A 21,296-nucleotide genomic window follows, 5' to 3' on the forward strand; every position below is an offset into this window, starting at 1 on the left:
CGCGTCATCCCGGACGCAGCGAAGCGGAGATCCGGGATCCATGCCGGAGCCGTTCCGGAATGGATCCCGGGTCTCCCTCCGGTCGCTCGGGATGACGCCGAGGGTTTTGGGACAGTCAGCGCTGGGCGATCTCGGTCTTGGCGGAGCCGCGCTTCAGTTCGATCTTCTCGGCCATCGGCACCGACTCCGGCGCGACGCTTGCGCCAGGGCGGATGCGCTGCAGGCCGTTGACGACGATGCGCTCGCCGGCCTTGAGGCCGGAAACGACGACGCGCAGCCCCTCATGCGTGGTGCCGAGCGTCACCTCGCGCCAGAGCGCCTTGTTGTCGTCTCCGACCACGAAGACGAATTTCTTGTTCTGGTCCGTGCCAACGGCCCGCTCATTGATCACGAGGCCCTGCTCGGCCCGCGCCTGGCCCATCTGCACGCGCACGAACTGGCCCGGCAGCAGCTTGCCGTCTGGGTTGTCGAGCAGCGCCCGCACCCGCACCGTGCCGCTTGCCGCATCGACGCCGTTGTCGACGAAATGCAGCTTGCCGGTGAAGTTCGCGGCCTCCGACGTCGCGGTCGCAAGCCGGACCGGGATGCGCTCCAGCGCGCGCTCGCTGCCTGGCAGGCTGGCGAGGGCATCCAGCACCGTGCGTTCGTCGGCGTCGAACGAGGCATAGACCGGATCGACCGAGACCAGCGTCGTCAACAGCGGAGCCGAGGCGCCGGCCGTGACGAGGTTGCCGACGGTGATGCCGAGCCGCCCGGTGCGCCCGCTGATCGGCGCGCGGATCTGGGTGTAGTCGAGGTTGAGCCGCGCCGTCTGCTGCGTCGCCTGGGCGGCGCGCAGATTGGCCTGCGCCTCGCGCAGCGCGTTGTAGCGGGTGTCGAGCTCGCGCTGGGAGAGGTTGCGGCTCGCCATCAGCTGCTGGCCGCGCTCGTTCTCGCCGACGGCGAGCGCGACGCGCGCCTCGGCGGCCAGGACCTGGGCCTGCGCCCGCTCGAACTCGGCGAGATAGGGCGCCTGGTCGATGCTGACCAGCAAATCGCCCTGCTTGACCAGCCCGCCCTCGCGGAAATGCACGGCCTCGACCACGCCCGACACGCGCGAGCGCAGCTCGACGCGTTCGATCGCTTCGAGCCGGCCGGAGAATTCGGCCCAGTTGACGATGTCGCGCTGCTCGACGGTCGCAACCGAGACCGGGGTCGCCGGCGGTGCGGCAGGCGCAGCCGCCGGGGTGTCGCCCTGGGCGTGTCCGCCGAACAGGTTGAAGGCGAGGGCGAGAGTGGCGAGCGAGGCGCCGGCGGCGAGTCCGCCGCCCAGCAGGCCACGACGATGCGTTCCCTGAAACATGGGGTCAGTCCTTGGATGAGAGAAAAATATGAAGGCGACAGGCGCGGTATGGGGCGCCTAGGGAGGTGCGGTCAGGGCGTAGAAGTCACTCACATGGTGGCAGGCCATACAAAGGCAGGAGCCGTTCTGCGGCGCGCCGGCGTAAGCCGCCGGCCATTGCGTCGGGCCAGTCTGCACATGGTGGCGCACGCTCACACCCGCTTTCTGCAGGCGTGCCGCGTAGGCCGCGGCCTCGTCGCGCATCGGGTCGTCCCCCGCGCTGATCAGCAGGGCCGGCGGCAGGCCGGCGAGCCTGGAAGCATTGAGCGGGGCGGCATAGGGGTGGGCAGCCTTGTCGGGCGTGCCGAGATAATCGGCCCAGCCATCGGCCCAGTGGCAGCCGACCGGGCCTGCGTCGGCGGAGCGCAGCGAATAGGTGCCCAGGCACGCATCCAGCATCGGCGAGAGCAGGATCTGGCCGGCCAGCGCCGGTCCGCGCCGGTCACGACTCATCAGGGCGAGCGCGGCGGCGAGATTGCCGCCCGCCTCTTCGCCCGCGACATAGAGCGGCGCCTGCTTGGCGGCCCAGCGGGCGCGCATCTTGCCGATGGCGACGAGCGCCCCATATGTCGCCTCCAGCGCTTCGGGAAAGCGATGCGCGGGCGCCAGCGGATAGTCGAGCGAGATCACGACCGCGCCAGCCTCGGCCAGCATCGTCGCGACCGCCTCGCCCTCCACCAGCGAGCCGCCGGTAAACGAGCCGCCATGCAGATGCACGACGATCCCGGCGTCAGCTGCGATCTCGGCGGGCGCATAGAGCCTGGCCGCCAGCGACGCCGGGCCGGCCACGATCGTCTCCTGCCGCCAGAAGACGGCGCGGGGGTTACGATAGGGCTGGATCGACGTGGCGAGCATGGGCGCGGCCTGTGGTGTTGCGATGCAGCACGATTTAAGTGATACTCATGGAGCAATAAATGGCTCTTTCGCTCATTCATTATTTCCTCAGAGAAATAATCACGGCGTGGCGCTAGGCCCGATCGGAGGGTTCGAATGGATCAGCTCAGCGCCATGCGCGCCTTCGTCCGGGTCGTCGAGGCCGGCACCTTCACCCGCGCCGCGGACCTGCTCGACGTTCCCAAGCCGACGATCACCAAGCAGATCCAACAGCTCGAGGGGCATCTGCGCGCGAAACTGCTCAACCGCACGACGCGCCGCGTCACCGTGACCATGGACGGCGCCGCCTATTACGAGCGGGCTCTGCGGGTGCTCGGCGAGATCGACGAGCTCGACGCCAGCATGGCGCTGTCGCAGGCACGCCCGAGCGGGCGTTTGCGGGTCGATTGCAGCGCCTCGCTCGCGATGGCGGTGATCATCCCGGCGCTGCCGGCGTTCCATGAGCGCTATCCCGAGATCCAGCTCGATCTCGGCCTGAGCGACCGCCCGGCCGATCTCCTCGCCGAGAATCTCGACTGCGCCGTGCGCGCCGGCGAAATCCAGGACCAGAGCCTGATCGCAAGGCGCATCGGCGAGATGTTCACGATCACCTGCGCCGCCCCCTCCTATCTCGCCCGCCACGGCATGCCCAAGCACCCGAGCGACCTGGAGGATAACCACTCCATCGTCGGCTATCGCATGGCCGGCGGCGCACGGACCTTGCCCTTCATCTATGCCAATGAGCGCGAGACCATCGAGGTCAGGAGCCGCTACATCGTCTCGCTGAACGAGGGCACCGGCTATGTCGCGGCCGCGCTGGCAGGGCTCGGCGTCATCCAGGTCCCGAGCTTCATGGTGCAGGACCACATCAATGCAGGCGAACTCGTGCCGGTCCTGACCAACTGGTGCTCGGCGCCGAAGCCCCTGCACATCGTCTACCCGCCCAACCGCCACCTCTCCAACAAGGTCCGCGTCTTCGTCGACTGGCTGGCCGAGCTTTTCGCCAAGGACGACAAGATCCAGCGCAAATCTAGTTTGAAGCTGCTCGGTGAGGAGGTCTGCGCGGCGGAGTGAGGGAAGGGGCCGTTCCGCGCCCAGAGCGCACCGGCATTGTACGGAACCGCGCCGTCATCCCGGACAAGCCGCGAAGCGGCGCCGATCCGGGATCCATTCCGGAGCATATCCGCGTGAGGTTCCGGAATGGATCCCGGGTCTCCCTGCGGTCGCCCGGGATGATGCCGTGTTTCTGAGCCAGCACGGCATGCCCTAGCCGCCCGATTCAGGTGGATCACTTCCTGGCGACACAGGCCCCGAGGTTCGGCACCGTACCGGCCGGGCAGGTCTTCACGGCGCTGCTGGGTTGCGACATGACTTTGAACGACTCGCAGCAGGCCCCGCGCATGTGATAGCCGCTCGGACAGCCACCCACCGGCTCGATACGATCCTTGCCGTCGCGTGTTGGGCGGCACGCGCTGGCTGCGAGCGCCGCAGGAGCGGGCCACAGGATGGACGCGGCGATCAGGGCGGCAATGATTCGGACCATGACTCCATGATCCCGCATGATGGCTGGCAGGTCCATGGCTCTATGCGCGGCGGAGTGAGGGACGTGCGGCTGTGGCGGCTATTCGCTCGGTTTCCGGTTGGGGCCACAAGCGCCCGTCGCTCGTCCGGATAAGATGCGCCAAAAGCAGACTCTGACACCTCATCCGTAAGCGGAGATTCTGGAAAGACCCACTGCAAACCCGATCGTCGAACCCAAGGTCTCCGATATCGACAACCCCCGAATTGAACGCTACTTCCTCAAGGAGATGTGGTTGGGAATGGCGATGCGCGGAGTGGGGATAAGCGTAGCTGGCACGCTCATCGTGTTGTTCGCCCGCTTCCTCACCGCGGTCCGTGGACGGTGGGACGGGGTCGCGCCGGTCGACGAGCAGCGGATCTACTACGCCAATCACGCCAGCCACGGCGACTTCGTCCTCATCTGGACGGTGCTGCCGCGTCGCATGCGATTTGTGACCCGGCCGGTCGCCGGGAGCGACTACTGGCTCAAGAGCCGCCTCCGGCGCTTCATCGGTTGCGATGTGTTCAAGGCCGTCCTGATCGATCGCGATCGTGCCAGCCGGGCCAACGACCCGATCGGCCAGATGACGGAAGCGCTGGATGCGGGCTCATCACTCATCGTCTTCCCCGAAGGTACGCGCAACACCACCGATGCGCCGCTTCTGCCGTTCAAAAGCGGGCTGTTCCATCTGGCACGGACCCGGCCGAACGTCGTGCTCGTGCCCGTGTGGATCGACAATCTCAACCGCGTCATGCCGAAAGGCGAGATCGTGCCGATCCCGCTGATCTGCACCGTCACCTTCGGCGCTGCCATCCGCCTCACCGATACGGAGGCGAAGCAGGATTTTCTCGCTCGGGCGGAAGCTGCGCTGCTCGCCCTGTCGCCGAAGGCGAGCGCATCATGACGATGCCGCATCCTGACCTGGTGGCCGTGCTCACCTGCCTGCTCGCCGTCCTCGTCCTGGCTTCGGCGATCGGCTATGGGCTTCAGCGCAGGCTGTCGCCCAACGGTTCCAACGCCGTGGTTGAGAACCTGAACGACCGAATCCGCGCCTGGTGGATCATGGTCGTGCTGATGGGGTTGGCATTGATCGGGGGCAAGACCGGCGTGACGCTGCTCTTCGCCTTCTGCTCTTTCGCAGCCTTGCGCGAATTCATCACGCTGACCAACACGCGCCGTGCCGACCATTGGGCACTGGCGGCCGGGTTCTTCGTCGTGCTGCCGGTGCAGTATTATCTGGTCTGGATCGACTGGTACGGTCTCTACTCGATCTTCATCCCGGTCTACGCCTTTCTGCTGATGCCGATCATCGCAGCGTTGCGTGGCGACACGGACCATTATCTCGTGCGCATCGCCGAGGTGCAGTGGGCCCTGATGATCTGCGTCTTCTGCACGTCGCACGTGCCAGCGTTGCTGACCCTGGATATCCCCGGTTTCGAGGGGCGCAACGTGCTCCTGATCGCCTTCCTCGTCATCGTCGTGCAGATCAGCGACGTCCTGCAATATGTCTGGGGCAAGCTTCTGGGTCGCACTAAGATCGCGCCCCGGCTCTCGCCCTCCAAGACGGTCGAGGGCTTTGTCGGGGGAGCGCTCAGTGCCACGGCTGTCGGTGCGGCACTGTCCTGGATGACGCCGTTCACACCGCTGCAGGCCGCGTTCCTCTCGCTGGTCATCGTCCTGATGGGCTTCTTCGGCGGACTCGTCATGTCGGCGATCAAACGCGACCGCGGCGTCAAGGATTGGGGGCACCTGATCGCGGGTCATGGCGGCTTCCTTGACCGGCTGGATTCCGTGGTCTTCTCGGCACCGATCTTCTTTCATCTCGTCCGGTACGGCTGGTCGGCGACATGAGCCTCCAGCTTCAGCGTCTGATGGCAAGCAGCGTCGTCCATGTGGCCTTCGCCTTCCTCGCCATGGGGAGTTGGGCGGCCTTCGCCAACCGCACCCATCCAATGCCGGCCCCCCTCCAGGCAGGGTTGATCCAGGGCGCACTCTCTGCGGCCATCACCTTGCTCCTGAAACGCGGCATCGAGGCGCTGGCCAGACGCTTCTCCGGCCTGACGGCGCTTCTGGCGCCGCCGCTCATTGCAGGGCTCGTCTCGGCCGGGCTGCTAACAACCATCCACACGATCGGCGGCACGCCCGAGATACTCAGGACGATCGCCGTCCCGCTGACGGTCGCGACCAGCTATGCCGCGCTCTACAATGTCTCGCTCTGGCGGAGCAGGAAGGTCTGAGCCTTGGCGCAGGATGACAACAGACGGCCGCTCGCGAGCCGCGATTCAGGCTGGGCCCGTTCCATTGCGCGCCGCCTGAGCACTGCCGCCGTCACGCCGAACCAGATCTCGATGGCGAGTATGGTGATGGCAGCCTGTGCCGGCGCCTGCTTCTGGCTCGCGGGCGGCGCTCATTCCGGGTCGCGCGTCGCACTGTTCCTGGCGGCGGCGCTGTTCTGCCAGTTCAGGCTGCTCTGCAATCTCTTCGATGGCATGGTTGCGATCGAGGGTGGCAAGCAGGCGCCCGACGGACCGTTCTGGAACGAATTTCCCGACCGCATCGCCGATATCTTCATTCTCGTCGGCGCTGGCTACGGAGCTGGCGTGCCGGCGCTGGGATGGGCAGCGGCCGCCTTTGCCGTGCTGACCGCCTATACGCGCGAGCTTGGTCGCGCCTGTGGGCTGCCAGCCGACTTCTCCGGCCCGATGGCCAAGCAGCACCGCATGGCGACGATCACGGCGGCGGCGCTGCTGTCCTTGCTGGAGCCGCTCTGGCGCGGCCAGGACGAGGTTCTCATCGGCGCGCTCTGGCTGATCGCGGCGGGCGCCGCTGTGACAGCCCTCAGGCGGGCCGCGAATATCGTACGCGCATTGCGCGCGCGTTGAACGCCATCCAATTTCGTTAGCTGCGATACTGACTGGAACATCGGTGCGGGCCAGGTCTTCAGCTTGGGATCGTCATCGGTTCTGCGTTGCGTCGAAAGCTGACCCGCCACCTCCTCAACCCTCCTCCCCATACCTCCTCCGCAGATGCGCCTTGAACACGCCTGCATCCAGCGGCCGTCCCGTCGCTTGCGTCAGCAGGTCGTCGGTCTCCAGCAGCGAGCCCCGGCTGTGGACGTTGGTGCGCAGCCAGGACAGAAGCCCGGAGAAATCGCCGCGGCCGATCGCCGGCAGGATGTCGGGGGAGGCGGTGCAGGCGGCCTCGAAGATCTGCGCGGCGGTCATCGCGCCCAGCGTATAGGTCGGGAAATAGCCCCAGCCGCCGCTCGGCCAATGCACGTCCTGCAGGCAGCCGAGCCGGTCGTCGGGCACGGTGACGCCGAGGAGGTCGCGCATGCCGGCGTTCCAGGCAGCGGGTAGTTCAGCGAGCGGCATGGCGTCGGCGATCAGTGCCTTCTCCAGCCGGTAGCGCAGGATCACATGGGCCGGATAGGTCACCTCGTCGGCATCGACGCGGATGAAACCGGGCTCGACCTTGGTGTAGCGCCGCCACAGCGCCTCGGTCTCCCAGGCCGGTCCCGAGCCGCCGAAGGTCTCGCGCATCAGCGGCGCGGCGAAGGCGATGAACTCTTGTGAACGGCAGGCCTGCATCTCGACCAGCAGCGACTGGCTCTCATGCAGGCTCATGCCGCGCGCGGCGCCGACCGGCTGGTTCAGGAAGCCCTGCGGCCGCCCCTGCTCGTAGAGCGCGTGGCCTGTCTCGTGCAGCACGCCCATCAGCGCCTTGGCGAAGTCGCTCTCGTCATAGCGCGTGGTGATGCGCACATCATTGTCGGCCCCGCCGCAGAACGGATGGGTGGAGACGTCGAGCCGGCCGCGCTCGAAATCATAGCCCAGCGCTGCCATCATCCTGAGGCCCAGGGCCCGCTGCTTCTCGATCGCGAAGGGCCCCTCCGGGTCGGCCACCTGCGGGCGCTTGCCCTGCACCGCCAGCACCTCCTGCGTGAAGCCCGGCAGGAAGGCGGCAAGGTCGTCGAACAGCAGGTCGATCTTGGCCGAGCGCCCGCCCGGCTCGTAGTCGTTGAGCAGCGCGTTGTAAGGCGACAGGCCGAGCTTCTCGCCCTTGGCCCGGCCGATCTCGCGCTGGATCGTCAGGACTTCGGCGAGACAGGGCAGCAGCCCGGCGAAATCGGCCTCGGCGCGGGCCTGCCGCCAGCGCATCTCGCAGGCCGAGATCGCCTTGGATGAAGCCTCGACCAGATCGGCGGGCAGGGCGGTCTCGACCGTCCAGAGCCGGCGGATCTCGCGCAGATTGGCGCGCTCCCAGGGGCCGAGGTCATTGTCGGCATCGGCATCCGCCAGCCAGTCGCCGATGCGTTCGTCCGTGATCATGCCGTGATGCATCACCCGCAGCAGGGCCATGCTCTCGGCCCGCGTGCCGGCCGCACCCTTGGGCATCATCACGTCGCTGTCCCATTGCAGGATGCCGACTGCATTGCCGAGCGCGGCCGTGCGGCCGAAATGGGCGGAGAGGTCGGAATAGGCAGTCATGCGAAACGGCTCCGGTTTGTCTCAGCCGCCGGCCCAGAGTGTCACGAGCCAGCTTGCGATGGGGAAGCTCAGTGCCGCGAGCGCGGTCGAGGCGACGATGGCGAGCGCAATGACGCGCGCATCGCCTCCGGCGCGTTCGGCGAGCACGAACACATTGGCGGCGATCGGCAGCGCCGAATAGAGCACGCCGGCCTTCACCCAGAAAGGGTCGAGCCTGAGCACATAGGCCATGACCACGAACACGATCAGCGGATGCAGGATCAGCTTGCCGGCGACCAGCGGCAGCACGGCTCTGATCGGCCAGGCGCCACCGCTCCACTGCCGCGTGGCCAGGCCCAGCGCGAAGATGCCCGCGGGCGCCGCAGCCGGTCCGAGAAAGCCGAGGAAGCGATCGATCGGGTCAGGTATTGCGATCTGCGCCAGCGAAAGCCCGACGCCGCCCAGAATCGACAGCATGAACGGGTTGATCAGGGTGCCGCGCACGAGCTTCCAGGCGCTGGCCGAGAACGAGCCATCGCCTCGCCCGGCCTCAAGCAGCCCATAGGCGAAGGGCAGCACCACGGCGCCGTCGATGATCAAGCCGATGGCGATCGGCCCCGCCGCCGCGTCGCCGAGAAAGGCCAGCATCAATGGCACGCCGAGGAAGGTGAAATTACCGGCGACGACGGCCTGTCCGCGCGAAACCGCGTCGAGATAGGGCACGCGCAGCACCTTTTGCGCGATCGCGAGCCCAACCAGCAGGATTATGACGGCGATCGCCGAGAGCGCGCCGAAGAACACCATGTTCCAGACTTCGGCCAGCGGCTGCCGCGCGACCACGCGCAGGATCATCGCCGGCGCCGCCACGAAGAAGGCGAAGACGTTGAGGATGCGGATGGCCTCGGGGCCGAGCCCCATCCGCCCCGACATCAGCGCGCCGAAGGCGATCACCGCGAAGAACGGCGTCGAAGTCGCAAGGAACTGGAGCATGATGTGGCAGGTGCCAGCAGGCGGGCTGTGGCCTTAGCTGAACAGCTCCTTGTACTGCCGCGGCTGCGAGCGCAGGAACTGCGGCGCCGCCTTGACGCGGGCGCCGAGCTGCGCCGCAGCATGCCAGGGCCAGCGCGGATCGAACAGGATGCCGCGCGCGATCCCGACCATATCGGCATCGCCCGTGCCGATGATCGCCTCGGCCTGGTCGGCCTCGGTGATCAGCCCAACCGCGATGGTCGGCAGGCCGGTCGCCTGCTTGACAGCGCGCGCCAGCGGCACCTGGTAGTTCGGGCCGAGCGGAATCTGCTGCGCGGTCGAGTTGCCGCCGCTGGAGACATGGATGAAATCGGCGCCGCGCGCCTTGAGTTCGCCGGCGAAGACGAGGGTCTGCTCGATGTCCCAGCCGCCCGCGACCCAGTCCGTGCCCGAGACCCGCATGCCCACCGGATAGCCCGCCGGCACCGCCGCCTTCACCGCCGCGAACACCGCGAGCGGGAAACGCATCCGGTTCTCCAGCGAGCCGCCATAGGCATCCGTGCGGCGGTTCGAGAGCGGCGACAGGAACTGGTGCAGCAGATAGCCATGGGCGCCGTGCAGCTCGATCATATCGAGCCCGAGCCGGACGCTGCGCTTGGCCGCCGCGGCGAAGGCCTCTACCAGTCGTGCGAGGTCGTCGGTCGAGAGCTCCTGCGGAGGGCGCGGATAGCTTTCGAAACCGGCGGAGGAGGGGCCGAACACCTCCCAGCCGCCCTGGTCGATGCCGAGCTGTCCACCGCCCTTCCAGGGCTGGTCGACCGAGGCCTTGCGCCCGGCATGAGCGAGCTGGACGCCGATCGGCATGTCCGACCATTTCCGCACCGACTTGAGAACACCGGCGAGCGCCGCCTCGTTCTCGTCCGACCAGAGGCCGACATCCTGCGGGCTGATCCGCCCGGCCGGCTCGACTGCCGTCGCCTCGATGATCAAGAGCCCGGCGCCGGACAGCGCCAGATTGCCGAGATGGATGGTGTGCCAGTCACTGACATTGCCGTCTTCAGCCGAATACTGGCACATCGGCGCGATGACGATGCGGTTGGCGAGCGTGAGGCCGCCGATCTGGAAGGGGCTGAAAAGCTGGCTCATCGTCTGTCTCCTGATGCGGCCACCGATATAGGCGACGCGACCCGCAACGGCCAACACCCTCTCATATCATCGCGTGATTGTGCAGTTGCGAGACGGACCCATATTCGCCGCAATCCGATGAATGATAAGCTTGCTTATCATATGGACGCTTTTTCATAGGGGCCCGGCCCATGCAACGCCCGCTGCGGCGCGAACTGACCTTCCAGCTGGTCGAGACGGCGCGTCTCCTGCGCACTCATGTCGACCAGCGGGCGCGCGAACATGGCACCACGCGGGCGCAGTGGGGGATCCTCGGCCGGTTGCGCCGCCAGGAGGGTCTCAACCAGGTCTCGCTGGCCGAGCAGCTCGACATGCAGCCGATCTCCGTCGCCCGCCTGATCGATCGTCTCGAAGACCAGAAGCTCGTCGAGCGCCGGCCCGATCCACGCGACCGCCGCGCCCATCTCCTGCATCTGACGCCGGAGGGGCGCACGCTGGTCGATGGTCTCGACGACCTGCGCAACGAGATCGCCACGGACCTTCTCGGCGAGGTCGAGGAAGACGCGATCCGCACGGTGCTCGACACGCTGGCGACCGTGCGCGACCGCATTCGCAGCCGAAAGCAGGACCGCACGACGCAAGCCGCGGCACCTTTTGCCGACAACCCCGTTTGATACCCGGAGCCCGAGATTGATGAAGCGCAAGAGCGTCCTGACCATCGCCGTTCTGACGGCGGCCGTGATCGCGACCGGGGTCTGGTTCAACACCTCCCGCGGCAGGGTCGAACCCGCCGACCCCGCTCGCTCGGCCCGTGCCGGCCGTGCCGGCGACGGAGCGCCCGTCTCGGTCACGACGGCCGTCGCGACCAGGGAGGATTTCCCGGTCCGCAAGCGCGCCATCGGTTTCGTCGAGACGCCGGCCAGCGTCGTGGTGAAGTCGCGGCTCGACAGCCAGATCATGGCCCAGCATGTCGAGGACGGCCAGTTCGTCAAAAAGGGTGACCTGCTCTTCACGCTGGACGACCGCGACATCAAGGCCCAGATCGACAAGGATGAGGCGGCCATCGCCCGCGACGAGGCCACGCACAAGCGGGCCGAGGCCGATCTCGCGCGCTATCAGCAGCTTCTCGTCAAGAACGCCGGAACCCAGCAATCGGTCGACCAGGCGACGGCCGACGAGCGCTCGGCAGCGGCGACGATCCTCTCCGACAAGGCCACGCTCGAAGCCGACAAGGTCAAGCTCGGCTATACCCGCATCACGGCCCCGATCGACGGCCGCGTCGGCGCGGTGCAGGTGACGCCGGGCAATCTCGTCGGCGCCAACAGTACCGGCACGGGCCTGCTGACCATCACCCAGATGCGGCCGCTGCGGGTCGCCTTCTCGATGCCGGAAAGCGATTTGCCGGTGCTGCGGCGCGCGCTCGCCGCGAGCACGGCCGTGCCCGTCTCCGCCATCGTCGCCGGAGCGCGCGGCACGCCGGCGATGGGCACGCTCAACTTCGTCGATTCCGTCGTCGACAGGGCCTCGGGCACGATCGCGGCGAAGGCCGCATTCCCCAACGCCGATCTCGCGCTCTGGCCGGGCCAATATGTCGATGTCGAGATCGCTGCCGACACGCTGACGGGCACGACGATCATCCCCACCGTCGCGGTCCAGACCGGCCAGAAGGGCCCTTACGTCTATGTCGTGAAGCCTGACGAGACGGTTGAGCTGCGCCAGGTCGAGGTCGCGCTGAGCGATGGCGGGCGCACGGCGATCGCAAGCGGCGTCGCGCCCGGCGATCGCGTCGTCACCGATGGCCAGATGCGGCTGAAGCAGGGCACGCATATCCGCGACAAGAGCCCCGGCGCCAAGGCCCAGCCGGCGCAGGACGTACCGGTCGCCAGCGGAGAACGCTCATGAACATCTCCGGCTTCTGCATCCGCCACCCGGTGGCGACGATCCTGATGTCGGCCTCGCTCGTGCTGGCCGGCTCCTTCGCCTATCGCTTCCTGCCGGTGGCGGCGCTGCCGCGCGCCGAATTCCCGGTCGTCAACGTCTCGGCGCAACTGCCCGGCGCCTCGCCCGACACGATGGCGACCTCGGTCGCGACGCCTTTGGTCAAGCAGTTCGCCACCATCGCCGGCATCGATTCGATCGCGACCACCAACGCCCAGGGCACGACCTCGATCGCGATCCAGTTCGTGCTGACCCGCAACATCGACGCGGCCGCAGCCGACGTACAGGCCGCGATCGCCCGCGCCCAGCGCCAGCTCCCGCTGGAGATGACGACCCAGCCGAGCTACCGGAAGGTCAACCCGGCCGATGCGCCGATCATCCTGATGGCGCTGAAGAGCGACGTCGTGCCGCTCTCGCAGCTCGACGCCTTCGCGCAGCAGGTGATCTCGCCGGCGCTCTCGACGGTCGACGGCGTGGCGCAGGTGCTGATCTTCGGCAGCCAGAAATATGCGGTGCGCATCCAGATCGATCCGACCGCGCTCGCCGCGCGCGGCATCGGTGTCGACGAATTGCAGGCCGCAATCACCGCGACCAACGCCAACACGCCGGTCGGCACGCTCCAGAACACCAGCCAGCAGCTCACCATCCAGGCCAGGACCCAGCTCGCCGATGCGGCGCAGTTTGCCAAGGTCATCATCGCGACCCGCGAGGGCAAGCCGGTCCGGCTCGGCGACGTCGCCAAGGTCATCGACTCCGTCGAGAATCTGCAGACGGCGAGCACCTTCGACGGCACGCCCTCCGTGGTGCTGGCGGTCCAGCGCCAGCCCGACGCCAACACCGTTCAGGTCGTCGACAAGGTCAAGGCGATGCTGCCGGCCTTTTCCGAGCAGCTGCCGGCGGCCGCTTCGCTTGCGCTGCTGAACGACCGCTCGAGCTCGATCCGCCACGCGGTGGACGATGTGCAGTTCACGCTGCTGCTGACGGTCGCGCTCGTCGTCATGGTGATCTTCGTCTTCCTGCGCCGGGTCGCGGCGACCCTGATCCCGGCGGTCGCCGTGCCGATCTCGATCGTCGCGACGCTGGCAGCGATGTATCTCTTCGGCTTCTCGATCGACAACATCTCGCTTTTAGGCCTGACGCTCTCGGTAGGCCTCGTCGTCGACGACGCCATCGTCATGCTGGAGAACATCGTCCGGCACATGGAGGAGGACGGGCTGTCTGCCTTCGACGCCGCGCTGAAGGGCTCCGCCGAGATCGGCTTCACCATCGTCTCGATCTCGCTGTCGCTGGTGGCGGTGTTCATCCCGGTCCTGCTGATGGGCGGCGTCATCGGGCGCATCTTCAACGAATTCGCCGTGGTGGTGACGGTCTCGATCCTGGCCTCGGCCTTCGTCTCGCTGACGCTGACGCCGATGCTGTGCTCGCGGCTGCTCAGCGGCTATTCGCAGCATCATGAGGAGAACGCCTTCGGCCGGTTCCTCGAACGCGGTTTCGACGCGATCCTGCGCGGCTATGATCGGGGCCTCGTCTTCTGCCTGCGCTTCAAGCCGCTGATGCTGCTGACCTTCTTCGTGACGCTGGCCGCCAGCGTCTGGCTGCTCCAGAGCGCGCCCAAGGGCTTCTTTCCGCAGGAGGATATCGGCCAGCTCCAGGTTTCGACCGAGGCGCGGCAGGACATCTCCTTCGAGGCGATGCAGAAACTCCAGGGCCAGGTGGCGGAGGTCTTCCGCAAGTCGCCCCATGTCGCCCATGTCGCCTCCTCGGTCGGCGGCAGTGGCGGCGGCGCCAGCGGGCTCAACGCCGGCAGGCTCTTCGTCGAACTGAAGCCGCGCGAGCAGCGGCCGGCCCTGCAGCCGGTGCTGGCCTCGCTGCGGCGCGACCTCGCCCAGGTTCCCGGCATCACCGCTTACATGACCCCGGTGCAGAACCTCAACATCGGCGCGCGTGCCTCCAAGAGCCAGTACCAGCTCGTGGTCCAGGGCCTCGACCAGGCCCAGATGAACGAATGGGCCGTGCGCCTGACCGAGGCCATGGCCCAGGATCGCGCCACCTTCGCCGACGTCACCTCCGACCTTCAGAACAACGCGCTGGAGGCGACGCTGGTCGTTGACCGCGACAAGGCGAACTCGCTTGGCATTGGCGCCGACATCCTGCGCTCAACGCTCTATTCCGGCTTCGGCGTCCGGCAGGTCTCGACGATCTATGCGACCGGCGACAACTACAACGTCGTCGTCGAATTCGATCCCAAGGGCGGCTGGGGACCGGAGCGGCTCGACGCGATCCGCGTCCGCGCGGCCAACGGCACGCTGGTGCCGGTTGGAGCCTTCGCCCATGTCGAGCGCACCGCAGGCCAGCTCACGGTCAATCAGCTCGGCCAGCTTCCGGCCGTGACGATCTCTTACAACCTGCCGGCCGGCGTCGCGCTGGGTGCCAGCGTCAACCGCATCAACGCCCTGAAAGCCGAGATCGGCCTGCCGGCCTCGCTCTCGACCACATTCGCCGGCACCGCCAAGACCTTCCAGGATTCGCTCGCCAATCAGGGCCTGCTGATCGCTGGCGCGATCCTGACGATCTATATCGTGCTCGGCATCCTCTATGAGAGCTTCATCCATCCGCTGACGATCCTGACCGGCCTGCCTTCGGCTGCGATCGGCGCGCTCGGAGCGCTCAGGCTCTTCGATCTCGACCTCTCGGTGATCGCGATCATCGGCCTCCTGATGCTGATCGGCATCGTCAAGAAGAACGCGATCATGATGATCGACGTCGCTTTGGTGCTCAAACGCGAGGGCAGGACGCCGGAGCAGGCGATCCATCAGGCCTGCGTGATGCGCTTCCGGCCGATCCTGATGACGACGCTGGCGGCGCTGATGGGCACGCTGCCGATCGCGCTCGGCGCCGGCGCCAGCGCGGAGCTGCGCCAGCCGCTCGGCATCGCCGTCGTCGGCGGCCTGATGATCAGCCAGGTGCTGACGCTGTTCATCACGCCCGTGCTGTTCCTCTACATGGAGAAGCTGAGCCAGGGGCTGGAACGGCTTTTCGCGAAGAGCAGGCCCGCCGCGCCGTCTCATCCCGCGCCGGCGGAGTGAGACGCCGCTTCGGCCTTGCTTAGTCGCCGGCGGGCACGAGCCAGCCGCGATAATGCGTTAGCAGGCCGACGAAAGGCAGTGACAGCTTGATGTCGAAGCGGAAGCGGCCCTGTTCATCGACGAACTCGCGCGCCTCCGAACGGGGCAGCAGGATGCGCGGAACGGGAATGCCGAGACAGCGGGCGCCTGTGACGGGAAGGGCGAGGCCATCCCCGCTCGCCGCGACGCCGAGCCGGAAGCGGACGGGTCCGAACGCTTCCTCGAGCTCACCGCGCCCATCCACCGACAGGCGCGACATGAAGCGTTTCCCGCCGAAATTCCGCGTCCAGAGTTCCGCCTCGCCATCGGCGCCGGTGATGCGCTCGATGGTCACGGTGACAGGCACGTCGCTGCCGGCCGGCGGCAGGCCGATGAACCGCCGGACCAGCCGGGCGAGGGGATGCGTGCCGGCCTCGATGCAGGCGCTGCCACGCCAGACCGGCGGGCCCTCCCCGGCATGGAGGGCCACGAGCGGGGCAGGCAGCGCCGCGAACGCCGCCTCGCCGAGCGCCTGGCGGAAGACGGACACGCCGTGGACCGCGTCTTCCCGACGCGTCGTGATCGCGTAGGGAGCCACCTCCGCCTCGATCTCCGCCAGCGTCAGCGCCCCGGCCGCGGGCCGGGCACCGGGCGCGAGCCGGCCGTCGAGCAGTGCCCGCAGTGCCGCGGCCGCCGGAAGTGTCGGCACATGCGGGCCGTCGCCGCGCTCTGCCAGCAGCGACCAGCAGGCGCGCCGCAATCGGCCCTCGGCATCGAGCCCGCCGACGGCGACCAGCATGCCGCCGCGATCCGAGGTCGGCAGACGTGTGATGCGCCGCGCCGCCAGCAGGGCCGGGATCAGCATATCGAGCTTCCCGATCGCACCGTGACGGCGAAGCCACGCCAGGGCCATGATGCCCCATTGCTCGATCGGAGATTCGAGCCCGGCCCGGAAGGCGACGCGGGAGCGCACCTTCAGCCTCGGCCCGAGCCATTGCGCATCGACTGTTTCAACGGCCGCGACGCGGCGGTTGCCGAGACCGGGCATGGCGATGCGCCGGCTCTCCAGCCAGCCATGCGTGTCCTGAAGCATGCCCTCGCGCCAGATCGGGATCGGCCGGCCAGCATAGGACACGATCGCCGCGATGACCGCTTCCCCAACCTCGCTGCGCCCGCCGGGCGTGATCGCGATATCGATGGTGTCGATGCGCTGCCAGCCCGTCGTGAGGGCGGCCACGGCGGCGGCCGAGAGAGCGGGCGTCGAGCTCGCGCCCGCCAGCGCAACCAGGCCGCGTTCGCGCGCCAGCCCGTCCAGCGCGGCGCCATAGCCGAGGATGTAGTCGCGCGCATCCGCGAGATCGACGACATGCGCGCCGGCCGACAGCGCGGCCCGCGGAACCTCGTAATCGGCACCCTGAAATGGTCCGGAAGCGTCGATCACCAGCCAGGGCGTCAATCTCGCCATCTCTGCAGCCGGATCGCGGCGATGGTCGAAGCCCAGCCCGGAGATCGTCGTCCCGGCAACGGGCACAATCGCGCTCGCCAGCGCGCGGGCCTTAGCCGCGTCGCGCGAGGTGATCAGCAGCTCCAGCCCCGGGATGGCGGCCAGATGGCGCGCCAGCCTCCGGCCGAACACGCCGGTGCCGCCGATCAGCAGGACGCGGCGCGGTGTCACGTTCCGTCCGGCAGGCTGAAGCGGTGGCGCTGCGCCGGGTCGGGCATTTCGCAAGATGTTTTCTGGCCGAACAGCCGGTAGCGGTTGCGCGCCACCCGGTCATAGAGCCAGTCGCGGATCGCGCGCGGCAGCACGAACCCGACCAGCAAGAGCCGCGCCGGTCCGCCGAGATGCCGCAGCAGCGCCAGCACGCCGTCGGATTTCTCCAGCGCTTGGCCGTCCTCGATGAACAGGAAGCTCTCGGGATCGTCCGGATCGATGCCATGCGCCTGCGCCAGCGCGCGGCCCTCGCGCGACTGGATCGCGACGAAGCGGATCGTAGGGTCGCGCTCATGCCGCAGAGTGTAGTGCACACCGCCGGAGCAGAGCACGCAGACGCCGTCATAGAGCCAGACCAGGGCAGGCGGGTTCATCGCTAAGCGCTTGGCTTCAGATAAGGCATCGTCACGCCCTGCTCGGCCATGGTGCTGCGGTTGGCGCCCTGCCGCTTCTTGATCTCAGCGCGGGCGACGGTGCGCAGATGGACCTCGTCGGGCCCGTCGATGAAGCGAAGGGCCCGGCCCCAGCTGTAGATGAAGGCGAGCGGGGTGTCGTTCGAGAGCCCCGCCGCGCCGAAGACCTGCATCGCCCGGTCGGCGATCTTGGTCTGCAGCCGCGTCGCCACGACCTTGATCGACGAGACCTCGGTGCGCGCCGCCTTGTTGCCCTGCGTGTCCATCATCCAGGCAGCGCGCAGGCAGAGCAGCCGCGCCTGGTCGATCTCCATGCGCCCCTCCGCGATCCAGTCCTGCACATTGGCGTAGTCGGCGAGGTTGCGGCTGAAGGCCTTGCGCTGCAGGGCCCGCTCGACCATCAGTTCGAGGGCAACCTCGCATTGCCCGATCGAGCGCATGCAATGATGGATGCGCCCGGGCCCGAGCCGCGCCTGCGCCAGCGCAAAGCCCGCCCCTTCCTCGCCCAGCATATTGGCGGCCGGCACGCGCACGGCGTCGAAATCCGTCTCGGTATGCCCCTCGGGCGAATGATGGTTCAGCAGTGGCAGGTTGCGCATGACCGTGACGCCCTTGGCATCCATCGGCACGATGATCATCGAATGGCGCTTGTGGGGATCGGCATCAGCAGCCAGATTCGACAACCCCATGACGATGCAGAACTTCACATTGGGATGCAGCGCGCCGGTCGTCCACCATTTGCGGCCGGTGACGACATAGTCGTCGCCGTCGCGGACGATCGTGGTCTGCAGGTTTGTCGGGTCCGAGGAGGCGACGCCGGGCTCGGTGATGCCGACGCAGGAGCGGATCTCGCCGTTCATGAGCGGGACCAGCCAGCGCTCGCGCTGCTCCGGCGTCGCGAACATGTGCAGGATTTCCATGTTGCCGGTGTCGGGCGCGTTGCAGTTGAACACCTCCGACGACCAGTAGATCCGCCCCATGATCTCGGCGAGCGGCGCATATTCGAGGTTGGCGAGCCGCGTGCCGGGCTCGTCCGGCTTCAGCGCCGGCAGAAACAGGTTCCACAGCCCTTCCGCCCTGGCCTTGGCCTTTAACCCGTCGATCAGGGCCATCGGATAGCGCCCGGCCTCGACCTCCGCGCGCCAGGCGGCATCGGCTGGCTGGACATGGGCGTCCATGAACGCCTGCAGCCGCGTGCGCAGCTCCTCGACCTTGGCGGAATAGGCGAAATCCATGGGGCTATCCTTCAGTCGCTGCCGTCGATCACGGCCTGCGCACGCAGCGCGAAACTCTCGGCCATCTCGCCGACCGCGACCGCGTTGTCGGCCGCCGCGTTGCCCGTCCTGGCCCGCGCTGCGATGCCGTCGAGGATGACGGCGAAACGCAACAGCGAGAAGGCGAGATGGAAACGTCCCGGCCCATCACCGCGCCCGGCCGCCGCGCAATAGCGTTCGAGATACTCGGCCTGGGTGGGAATGCCGAATGCCTCGCGATCGAGCCCGGCGATGCCGGCATACATCTGCGGCGTCGAATGCCAGGGCAGGCAGGAGAAGGCGGCGTCCGAAAGCGGGTGCCCGAGCGTGGACAATTCCCAGTCGAGCACCGCGATCACGCGCGGCTCAGCCGGCGCGAACATCAGATTGCCGAGCCGGAAATCGCCATGCACGATGGTGGTCTCAGGCGTGTCGTCGAGATGCTGGCCGAGCCAGTCGAAGACGCGATCGACCGCCGCGATCTCATGCGTTTTCGTCTCGCGCCATTGCCGGCCCCAGCGGGCGATCTGGCGGGCGAAGTAATTGCCGGGCTTGCCGAAATCGGTGAGGCCCGCGGCCTGCCAGTCGAAACGGTGCAGCGCGGCCAGCGTCTCGGCCATGGCGAAATACATCGCCCGGCGCTCGTTGCGGGAGACACCGGGCAGGGCGGTGTCGTGGAAGACGCGCCCGTCGAGCCTTTCCATCAGGTAGAACGGCGTCCCGACGACATCGTCCTCGCCATGGAACAGCACGACCGGCGGCACCGGGACAGTCGCTCCCGCCAGCGCCTTCAGGATCCGGTATTCGCGATCGACTGCATGCGCCGAGGGCAGCAGAGGTCCCGGCGGCTTCTTGCGCAGCACGAGCCGCGTTCCGGCGTCCGGATAGGTCAGGAAGAAGGTCGGGTTCGATTGCCCGCCGCTGATCCGTTCCAGCTTCATGGCCCCGCTGGCGCGGCCGGGCAGGGCGGAGCGCAGGAAGGCATCGAGGCGAGCGGGGTCGAATTCGGGAGTGCTGGAGGCGGCGCCGGCTGACATGGCGGGCATCATCATGAGGTGCGGAGCAACGGTCAACGCCGCGATCTGCCGGTCAAGATGCGGCGCTTCCCTTGAGCCTGATCACCGAGACCGAGCAATGTGCCTCGGCGACGACCTTGGTCGATACACTGCCGAGATGGCGGCGCACCGCCGAGGAGGCGCGGGCGCCGAGCACGATGTGATCGATGTCGTTGTGATCGGCATAAGTCAGGATCGCATCGGCGGCGCTGACGGCCTCGATGACGTGATAGCTGACCCGGTCCTCGCGCAGGTGCAGCGGCCGCGCCCAGTCCTTCAAGGCAACCAGCCGGTTGATGTAGACCGAGCGCCCGTGCTCATCGACACTCTGCGTCTCGCGGATGATCTCGGTGCGCAGCACGGTGAGGCAGGCGAGCCAGGAATCCTCCCGCGCATCCAGAAGCCGTTTCGTTTCGGCCAGGATCGCCTGCGCGAGCCGGTCATGCTCGCCGGACACGTCCACGGCCGCCAGGATCATGGAGGGACCCGCCTCGCGGCGCGCGCGTGCCGACGGGCCGAGAATTGCAGCCTCCTCGCGCTTCTGGAACCGCGCCAGCAGGCGCTTGGCTAGGCCCGGCGTCGCCGTCGGCCGGCGATGGCGCGCGACCACGACCTGTTCCGGATGGCGCAGGTCGAAGGCGACCTTCGCGGCGTCGGCATAGCGGCGCCCGCGGTCGACCTCCAGGCAGTGCAGGATGATCTCCTCGAGCCAGGCCGGCGTTTCCGAGCGGATGGCGCGGGGCGGGCGCGGCGCGTGGTAGAGGCGCCTTTTCATCCCCGGCACGGTCGCCGGTCGCCCGAACGGCTCCTCGCCTGTCGTCATCTGGTAGAGGATGCAGCCGAGCGCGAAGATGTCGCTGGCGGCGTCGCTGCGATCGCCGAGGACCTGTTCCGGCGCGATATAGGCGGCGGTGCCCATCGGCGCCGAGCTTTCCTCGCCGAGCAGGTCCGGCAGTTCGGCATGCCGGGAGAGCCCGAAATCGAGCAATACCGCCCCGGCCGGCGTCATCATGACGTTGTCCGGCTTCAGGTCGAGATGCGCCACGTTTTGGCGATGCAGGTCGGCCAGCGCAACGGCGATCGCGATGCCGATGCGCACGACCTCCTCGACCGGCAGCGGCGCCGCGCGCATCGTCTCGGCGAGCGGCGTGCCCGCGACGAACTCCATCGCGATGTAAGGAATGCGGGCCAGGTCGCCCGCCGAGACGAAGCGCGGCACATGCCGACCCGACAGGCGCTTGTGGATCATCGCCTCGGTCTCGTAGCCGACGATCACCGAGACGTCGGTGCCCGGATCGAGGATCGGGATCTTCAGCACGAGGGGCCTGTCGTGATCCGGATGGGTCGCACGCCACAGCGTCGCCATCGCGCCCGAGCGCAGGCGCTCGGTCAGGGTGAAGCCGTCGATGACCGAGCCGATCCGTGGCGTCTCCATGGGCGT

At 67.8% G+C, this 21,296-nt stretch carries 19 protein-coding genes; 8 read left to right on the plus strand and 11 right to left on the minus strand.

What is annotated here, in order from left to right:
• Window positions 1–115: 115 nt before the first annotated feature.
• A complete protein-coding gene (locus AC1DYU_RS16095) occupies window positions 116–1,342 on the minus strand; it encodes an efflux RND transporter periplasmic adaptor subunit (RefSeq protein ID WP_476792509.1) in 1,227 nt (408 codons plus the stop codon).
• Between the two features lie 57 nt (window positions 1,343–1,399).
• Complete coding sequence (locus tag AC1DYU_RS16100; protein WP_476792510.1) at window positions 1,400–2,236, minus strand: alpha/beta hydrolase; 837 nt, start codon at window positions 2,234–2,236, stop codon at window positions 1,400–1,402.
• 135 nt (window positions 2,237–2,371) lie between these two features.
• Between AC1DYU_RS16100 and AC1DYU_RS16105 the strand changes: the two genes are divergently transcribed.
• Entirely contained in the window at window positions 2,372–3,328 is a 957-nt protein-coding gene (locus AC1DYU_RS16105) for a LysR family transcriptional regulator (RefSeq protein WP_476792511.1), read from the plus strand.
• Between the two features lie 214 nt (window positions 3,329–3,542).
• On the opposite strand, the gene AC1DYU_RS16110 is transcribed toward AC1DYU_RS16105, so the two are convergent.
• Complete coding sequence (locus AC1DYU_RS16110) at window positions 3,543–3,833, minus strand: hypothetical protein (protein ID WP_476792512.1); 291 nt, start codon at window positions 3,831–3,833, stop codon at window positions 3,543–3,545.
• 247 nt (window positions 3,834–4,080) lie between these two features.
• On the opposite strand from AC1DYU_RS16110, the gene AC1DYU_RS16115 reads away from it, so the two are divergent.
• The 4 genes from AC1DYU_RS16115 to AC1DYU_RS16130 are packed head-to-tail and all read left to right on the plus strand — an operon-like array spanning window position 4,081 to window position 6,697.
• Window positions 4,081–4,719 (plus strand): lysophospholipid acyltransferase family protein, encoded by a 639-nt coding sequence (locus tag AC1DYU_RS16115; RefSeq protein ID WP_476792702.1) that lies wholly within the window; start codon window positions 4,081–4,083, stop codon window positions 4,717–4,719.
• Complete coding sequence (locus AC1DYU_RS16120) at window positions 4,716–5,666, plus strand: phosphatidate cytidylyltransferase (RefSeq protein ID WP_476792513.1); 951 nt, start codon at window positions 4,716–4,718, stop codon at window positions 5,664–5,666. The genes AC1DYU_RS16115 and AC1DYU_RS16120 overlap by 4 nt, the downstream gene beginning before the upstream one ends.
• The gene (locus AC1DYU_RS16125; RefSeq protein ID WP_476792514.1) at window positions 5,663–6,052 is read left to right on the plus strand and encodes a hypothetical protein; all 390 of its coding nucleotides are present in this window, start codon (window positions 5,663–5,665) and stop codon (window positions 6,050–6,052) included. The genes AC1DYU_RS16120 and AC1DYU_RS16125 overlap by 4 nt, the downstream gene beginning before the upstream one ends.
• Before the next feature lie 3 nt (window positions 6,053–6,055).
• Window positions 6,056–6,697 (plus strand): CDP-alcohol phosphatidyltransferase family protein, encoded by a 642-nt coding sequence (locus AC1DYU_RS16130; RefSeq protein WP_476792515.1) that lies wholly within the window; start codon window positions 6,056–6,058, stop codon window positions 6,695–6,697.
• A 114-nt stretch (window positions 6,698–6,811) separates the two neighbouring features.
• Here the strand turns inward: AC1DYU_RS16130 and AC1DYU_RS16135 are convergent, their stop codons facing one another.
• The 3 genes from AC1DYU_RS16135 to AC1DYU_RS16145 are packed head-to-tail and all read right to left on the minus strand — an operon-like array spanning window position 6,812 to window position 10,399.
• A complete protein-coding gene (locus AC1DYU_RS16135; RefSeq protein ID WP_476792516.1) occupies window positions 6,812–8,305 on the minus strand; it encodes a carboxypeptidase M32 in 1,494 nt (497 codons plus the stop codon).
• 21 nt (window positions 8,306–8,326) lie between these two features.
• On the minus strand, window positions 8,327–9,274 hold the full coding sequence (locus tag AC1DYU_RS16140) for an AEC family transporter (protein WP_476792517.1): 948 nt from the start codon (window positions 9,272–9,274) through the stop codon (window positions 8,327–8,329).
• 33 nt (window positions 9,275–9,307) lie between these two features.
• Window positions 9,308–10,399 carry an NADH:flavin oxidoreductase/NADH oxidase gene (locus tag AC1DYU_RS16145; RefSeq protein WP_158487120.1) on the minus strand — a complete coding sequence of 364 codons (1,092 nt, stop codon included), beginning with the start codon at window positions 10,397–10,399 and terminating at the stop codon, window positions 9,308–9,310.
• Window positions 10,400–10,569: 170 nt separating this feature from the next.
• On the opposite strand from AC1DYU_RS16145, the gene AC1DYU_RS16150 reads away from it, so the two are divergent.
• The 3 genes from AC1DYU_RS16150 to AC1DYU_RS16160 are packed head-to-tail and all read left to right on the plus strand — an operon-like array spanning window position 10,570 to window position 15,402.
• Window positions 10,570–11,052 (plus strand): MarR family transcriptional regulator, encoded by a 483-nt coding sequence (locus tag AC1DYU_RS16150; RefSeq protein WP_158487119.1) that lies wholly within the window; start codon window positions 10,570–10,572, stop codon window positions 11,050–11,052.
• Window positions 11,053–11,071: 19 nt separating this feature from the next.
• Window positions 11,072–12,280 (plus strand): efflux RND transporter periplasmic adaptor subunit, encoded by a 1,209-nt coding sequence (locus tag AC1DYU_RS16155; RefSeq protein WP_476792518.1) that lies wholly within the window; start codon window positions 11,072–11,074, stop codon window positions 12,278–12,280.
• The gene (locus AC1DYU_RS16160) at window positions 12,277–15,402 is read left to right on the plus strand and encodes an efflux RND transporter permease subunit (RefSeq protein ID WP_476792519.1); all 3,126 of its coding nucleotides are present in this window, start codon (window positions 12,277–12,279) and stop codon (window positions 15,400–15,402) included. The genes AC1DYU_RS16155 and AC1DYU_RS16160 overlap by 4 nt, the downstream gene beginning before the upstream one ends.
• A 19-nt stretch (window positions 15,403–15,421) precedes the next feature.
• Here the strand turns inward: AC1DYU_RS16160 and AC1DYU_RS16165 are convergent, their stop codons facing one another.
• Genes AC1DYU_RS16165 through AC1DYU_RS16185 form a run of 5 tightly spaced genes read right to left on the minus strand, consistent with a single transcriptional unit; the run spans window position 15,422 to window position 21,290 of the window.
• Window positions 15,422–17,095, minus strand: coding sequence for a DUF4166 domain-containing protein (locus AC1DYU_RS16165; RefSeq protein ID WP_476792520.1), 1,674 nt, complete (start codon window positions 17,093–17,095; stop codon window positions 15,422–15,424).
• On the minus strand, window positions 17,092–17,508 hold the full coding sequence (locus tag AC1DYU_RS16170; protein WP_476792521.1) for a thiol-disulfide oxidoreductase DCC family protein: 417 nt from the start codon (window positions 17,506–17,508) through the stop codon (window positions 17,092–17,094). The genes AC1DYU_RS16165 and AC1DYU_RS16170 overlap by 4 nt, the downstream gene beginning before the upstream one ends.
• Window positions 17,509–17,510: 2 nt before the next feature.
• Window positions 17,511–18,782, minus strand: coding sequence for an acyl-CoA dehydrogenase family protein (locus AC1DYU_RS16175; protein ID WP_476792522.1), 1,272 nt, complete (start codon window positions 18,780–18,782; stop codon window positions 17,511–17,513).
• A gap of 11 nt (window positions 18,783–18,793) precedes the next feature.
• A complete protein-coding gene (locus tag AC1DYU_RS16180; RefSeq protein WP_476792523.1) occupies window positions 18,794–19,837 on the minus strand; it encodes a phosphotransferase family protein in 1,044 nt (347 codons plus the stop codon).
• A gap of 52 nt (window positions 19,838–19,889) precedes the next feature.
• Entirely contained in the window at window positions 19,890–21,290 is a 1,401-nt protein-coding gene (locus AC1DYU_RS16185) for a protein kinase domain-containing protein (protein ID WP_476792524.1), read from the minus strand.
• Window positions 21,291–21,296 lie beyond the last annotated feature (6 nt).

The organism is Allobosea sp. P2_B12 (assembly GCF_056404835.1).

Excerpts from the sequence above, each read along its gene's own strand:
- AC1DYU_RS16115 (WP_476792702.1), top strand. The coding sequence starts at position 4,081 with ATGCGCGGAGTGGGGATAAGCGTAGCTGGCACGCTCATCGTGTTGTTC.
- AC1DYU_RS16095 (WP_476792509.1), bottom strand. The coding sequence starts at position 1,342 with ATGTTTCAGGGAACGCATCGTCGTGGCCTGCTGGGCGGCGGACTCGCC.
- AC1DYU_RS16160 (WP_476792519.1), top strand. The coding sequence starts at position 12,277 with ATGAACATCTCCGGCTTCTGCATCCGCCACCCGGTGGCGACGATCCTG.
- AC1DYU_RS16100 (WP_476792510.1), bottom strand. The coding sequence starts at position 2,236 with ATGCTCGCCACGTCGATCCAGCCCTATCGTAACCCCCGCGCCGTCTTC.
- AC1DYU_RS16185 (WP_476792524.1), bottom strand. The coding sequence starts at position 21,290 with ATGGAGACGCCACGGATCGGCTCGGTCATCGACGGCTTCACCCTGACC.
- AC1DYU_RS16110 (WP_476792512.1), bottom strand. The coding sequence starts at position 3,833 with ATGGACCTGCCAGCCATCATGCGGGATCATGGAGTCATGGTCCGAATC.
- AC1DYU_RS16145 (WP_158487120.1), bottom strand. The coding sequence starts at position 10,399 with ATGAGCCAGCTTTTCAGCCCCTTCCAGATCGGCGGCCTCACGCTCGCC.
- AC1DYU_RS16180 (WP_476792523.1), bottom strand. The coding sequence starts at position 19,837 with ATGTCAGCCGGCGCCGCCTCCAGCACTCCCGAATTCGACCCCGCTCGC.
- AC1DYU_RS16150 (WP_158487119.1), top strand. The coding sequence starts at position 10,570 with ATGCAACGCCCGCTGCGGCGCGAACTGACCTTCCAGCTGGTCGAGACG.
- AC1DYU_RS16105 (WP_476792511.1), top strand. The coding sequence starts at position 2,372 with ATGGATCAGCTCAGCGCCATGCGCGCCTTCGTCCGGGTCGTCGAGGCC.
- AC1DYU_RS16120 (WP_476792513.1), top strand. The coding sequence starts at position 4,716 with ATGACGATGCCGCATCCTGACCTGGTGGCCGTGCTCACCTGCCTGCTC.
- AC1DYU_RS16175 (WP_476792522.1), bottom strand. The coding sequence starts at position 18,782 with ATGGATTTCGCCTATTCCGCCAAGGTCGAGGAGCTGCGCACGCGGCTG.
- AC1DYU_RS16140 (WP_476792517.1), bottom strand. The coding sequence starts at position 9,274 with ATGCTCCAGTTCCTTGCGACTTCGACGCCGTTCTTCGCGGTGATCGCC.
- AC1DYU_RS16155 (WP_476792518.1), top strand. The coding sequence starts at position 11,072 with ATGAAGCGCAAGAGCGTCCTGACCATCGCCGTTCTGACGGCGGCCGTG.
- AC1DYU_RS16170 (WP_476792521.1), bottom strand. The coding sequence starts at position 17,508 with ATGAACCCGCCTGCCCTGGTCTGGCTCTATGACGGCGTCTGCGTGCTC.
- AC1DYU_RS16135 (WP_476792516.1), bottom strand. The coding sequence starts at position 8,305 with ATGACTGCCTATTCCGACCTCTCCGCCCATTTCGGCCGCACGGCCGCG.
- AC1DYU_RS16125 (WP_476792514.1), top strand. The coding sequence starts at position 5,663 with ATGAGCCTCCAGCTTCAGCGTCTGATGGCAAGCAGCGTCGTCCATGTG.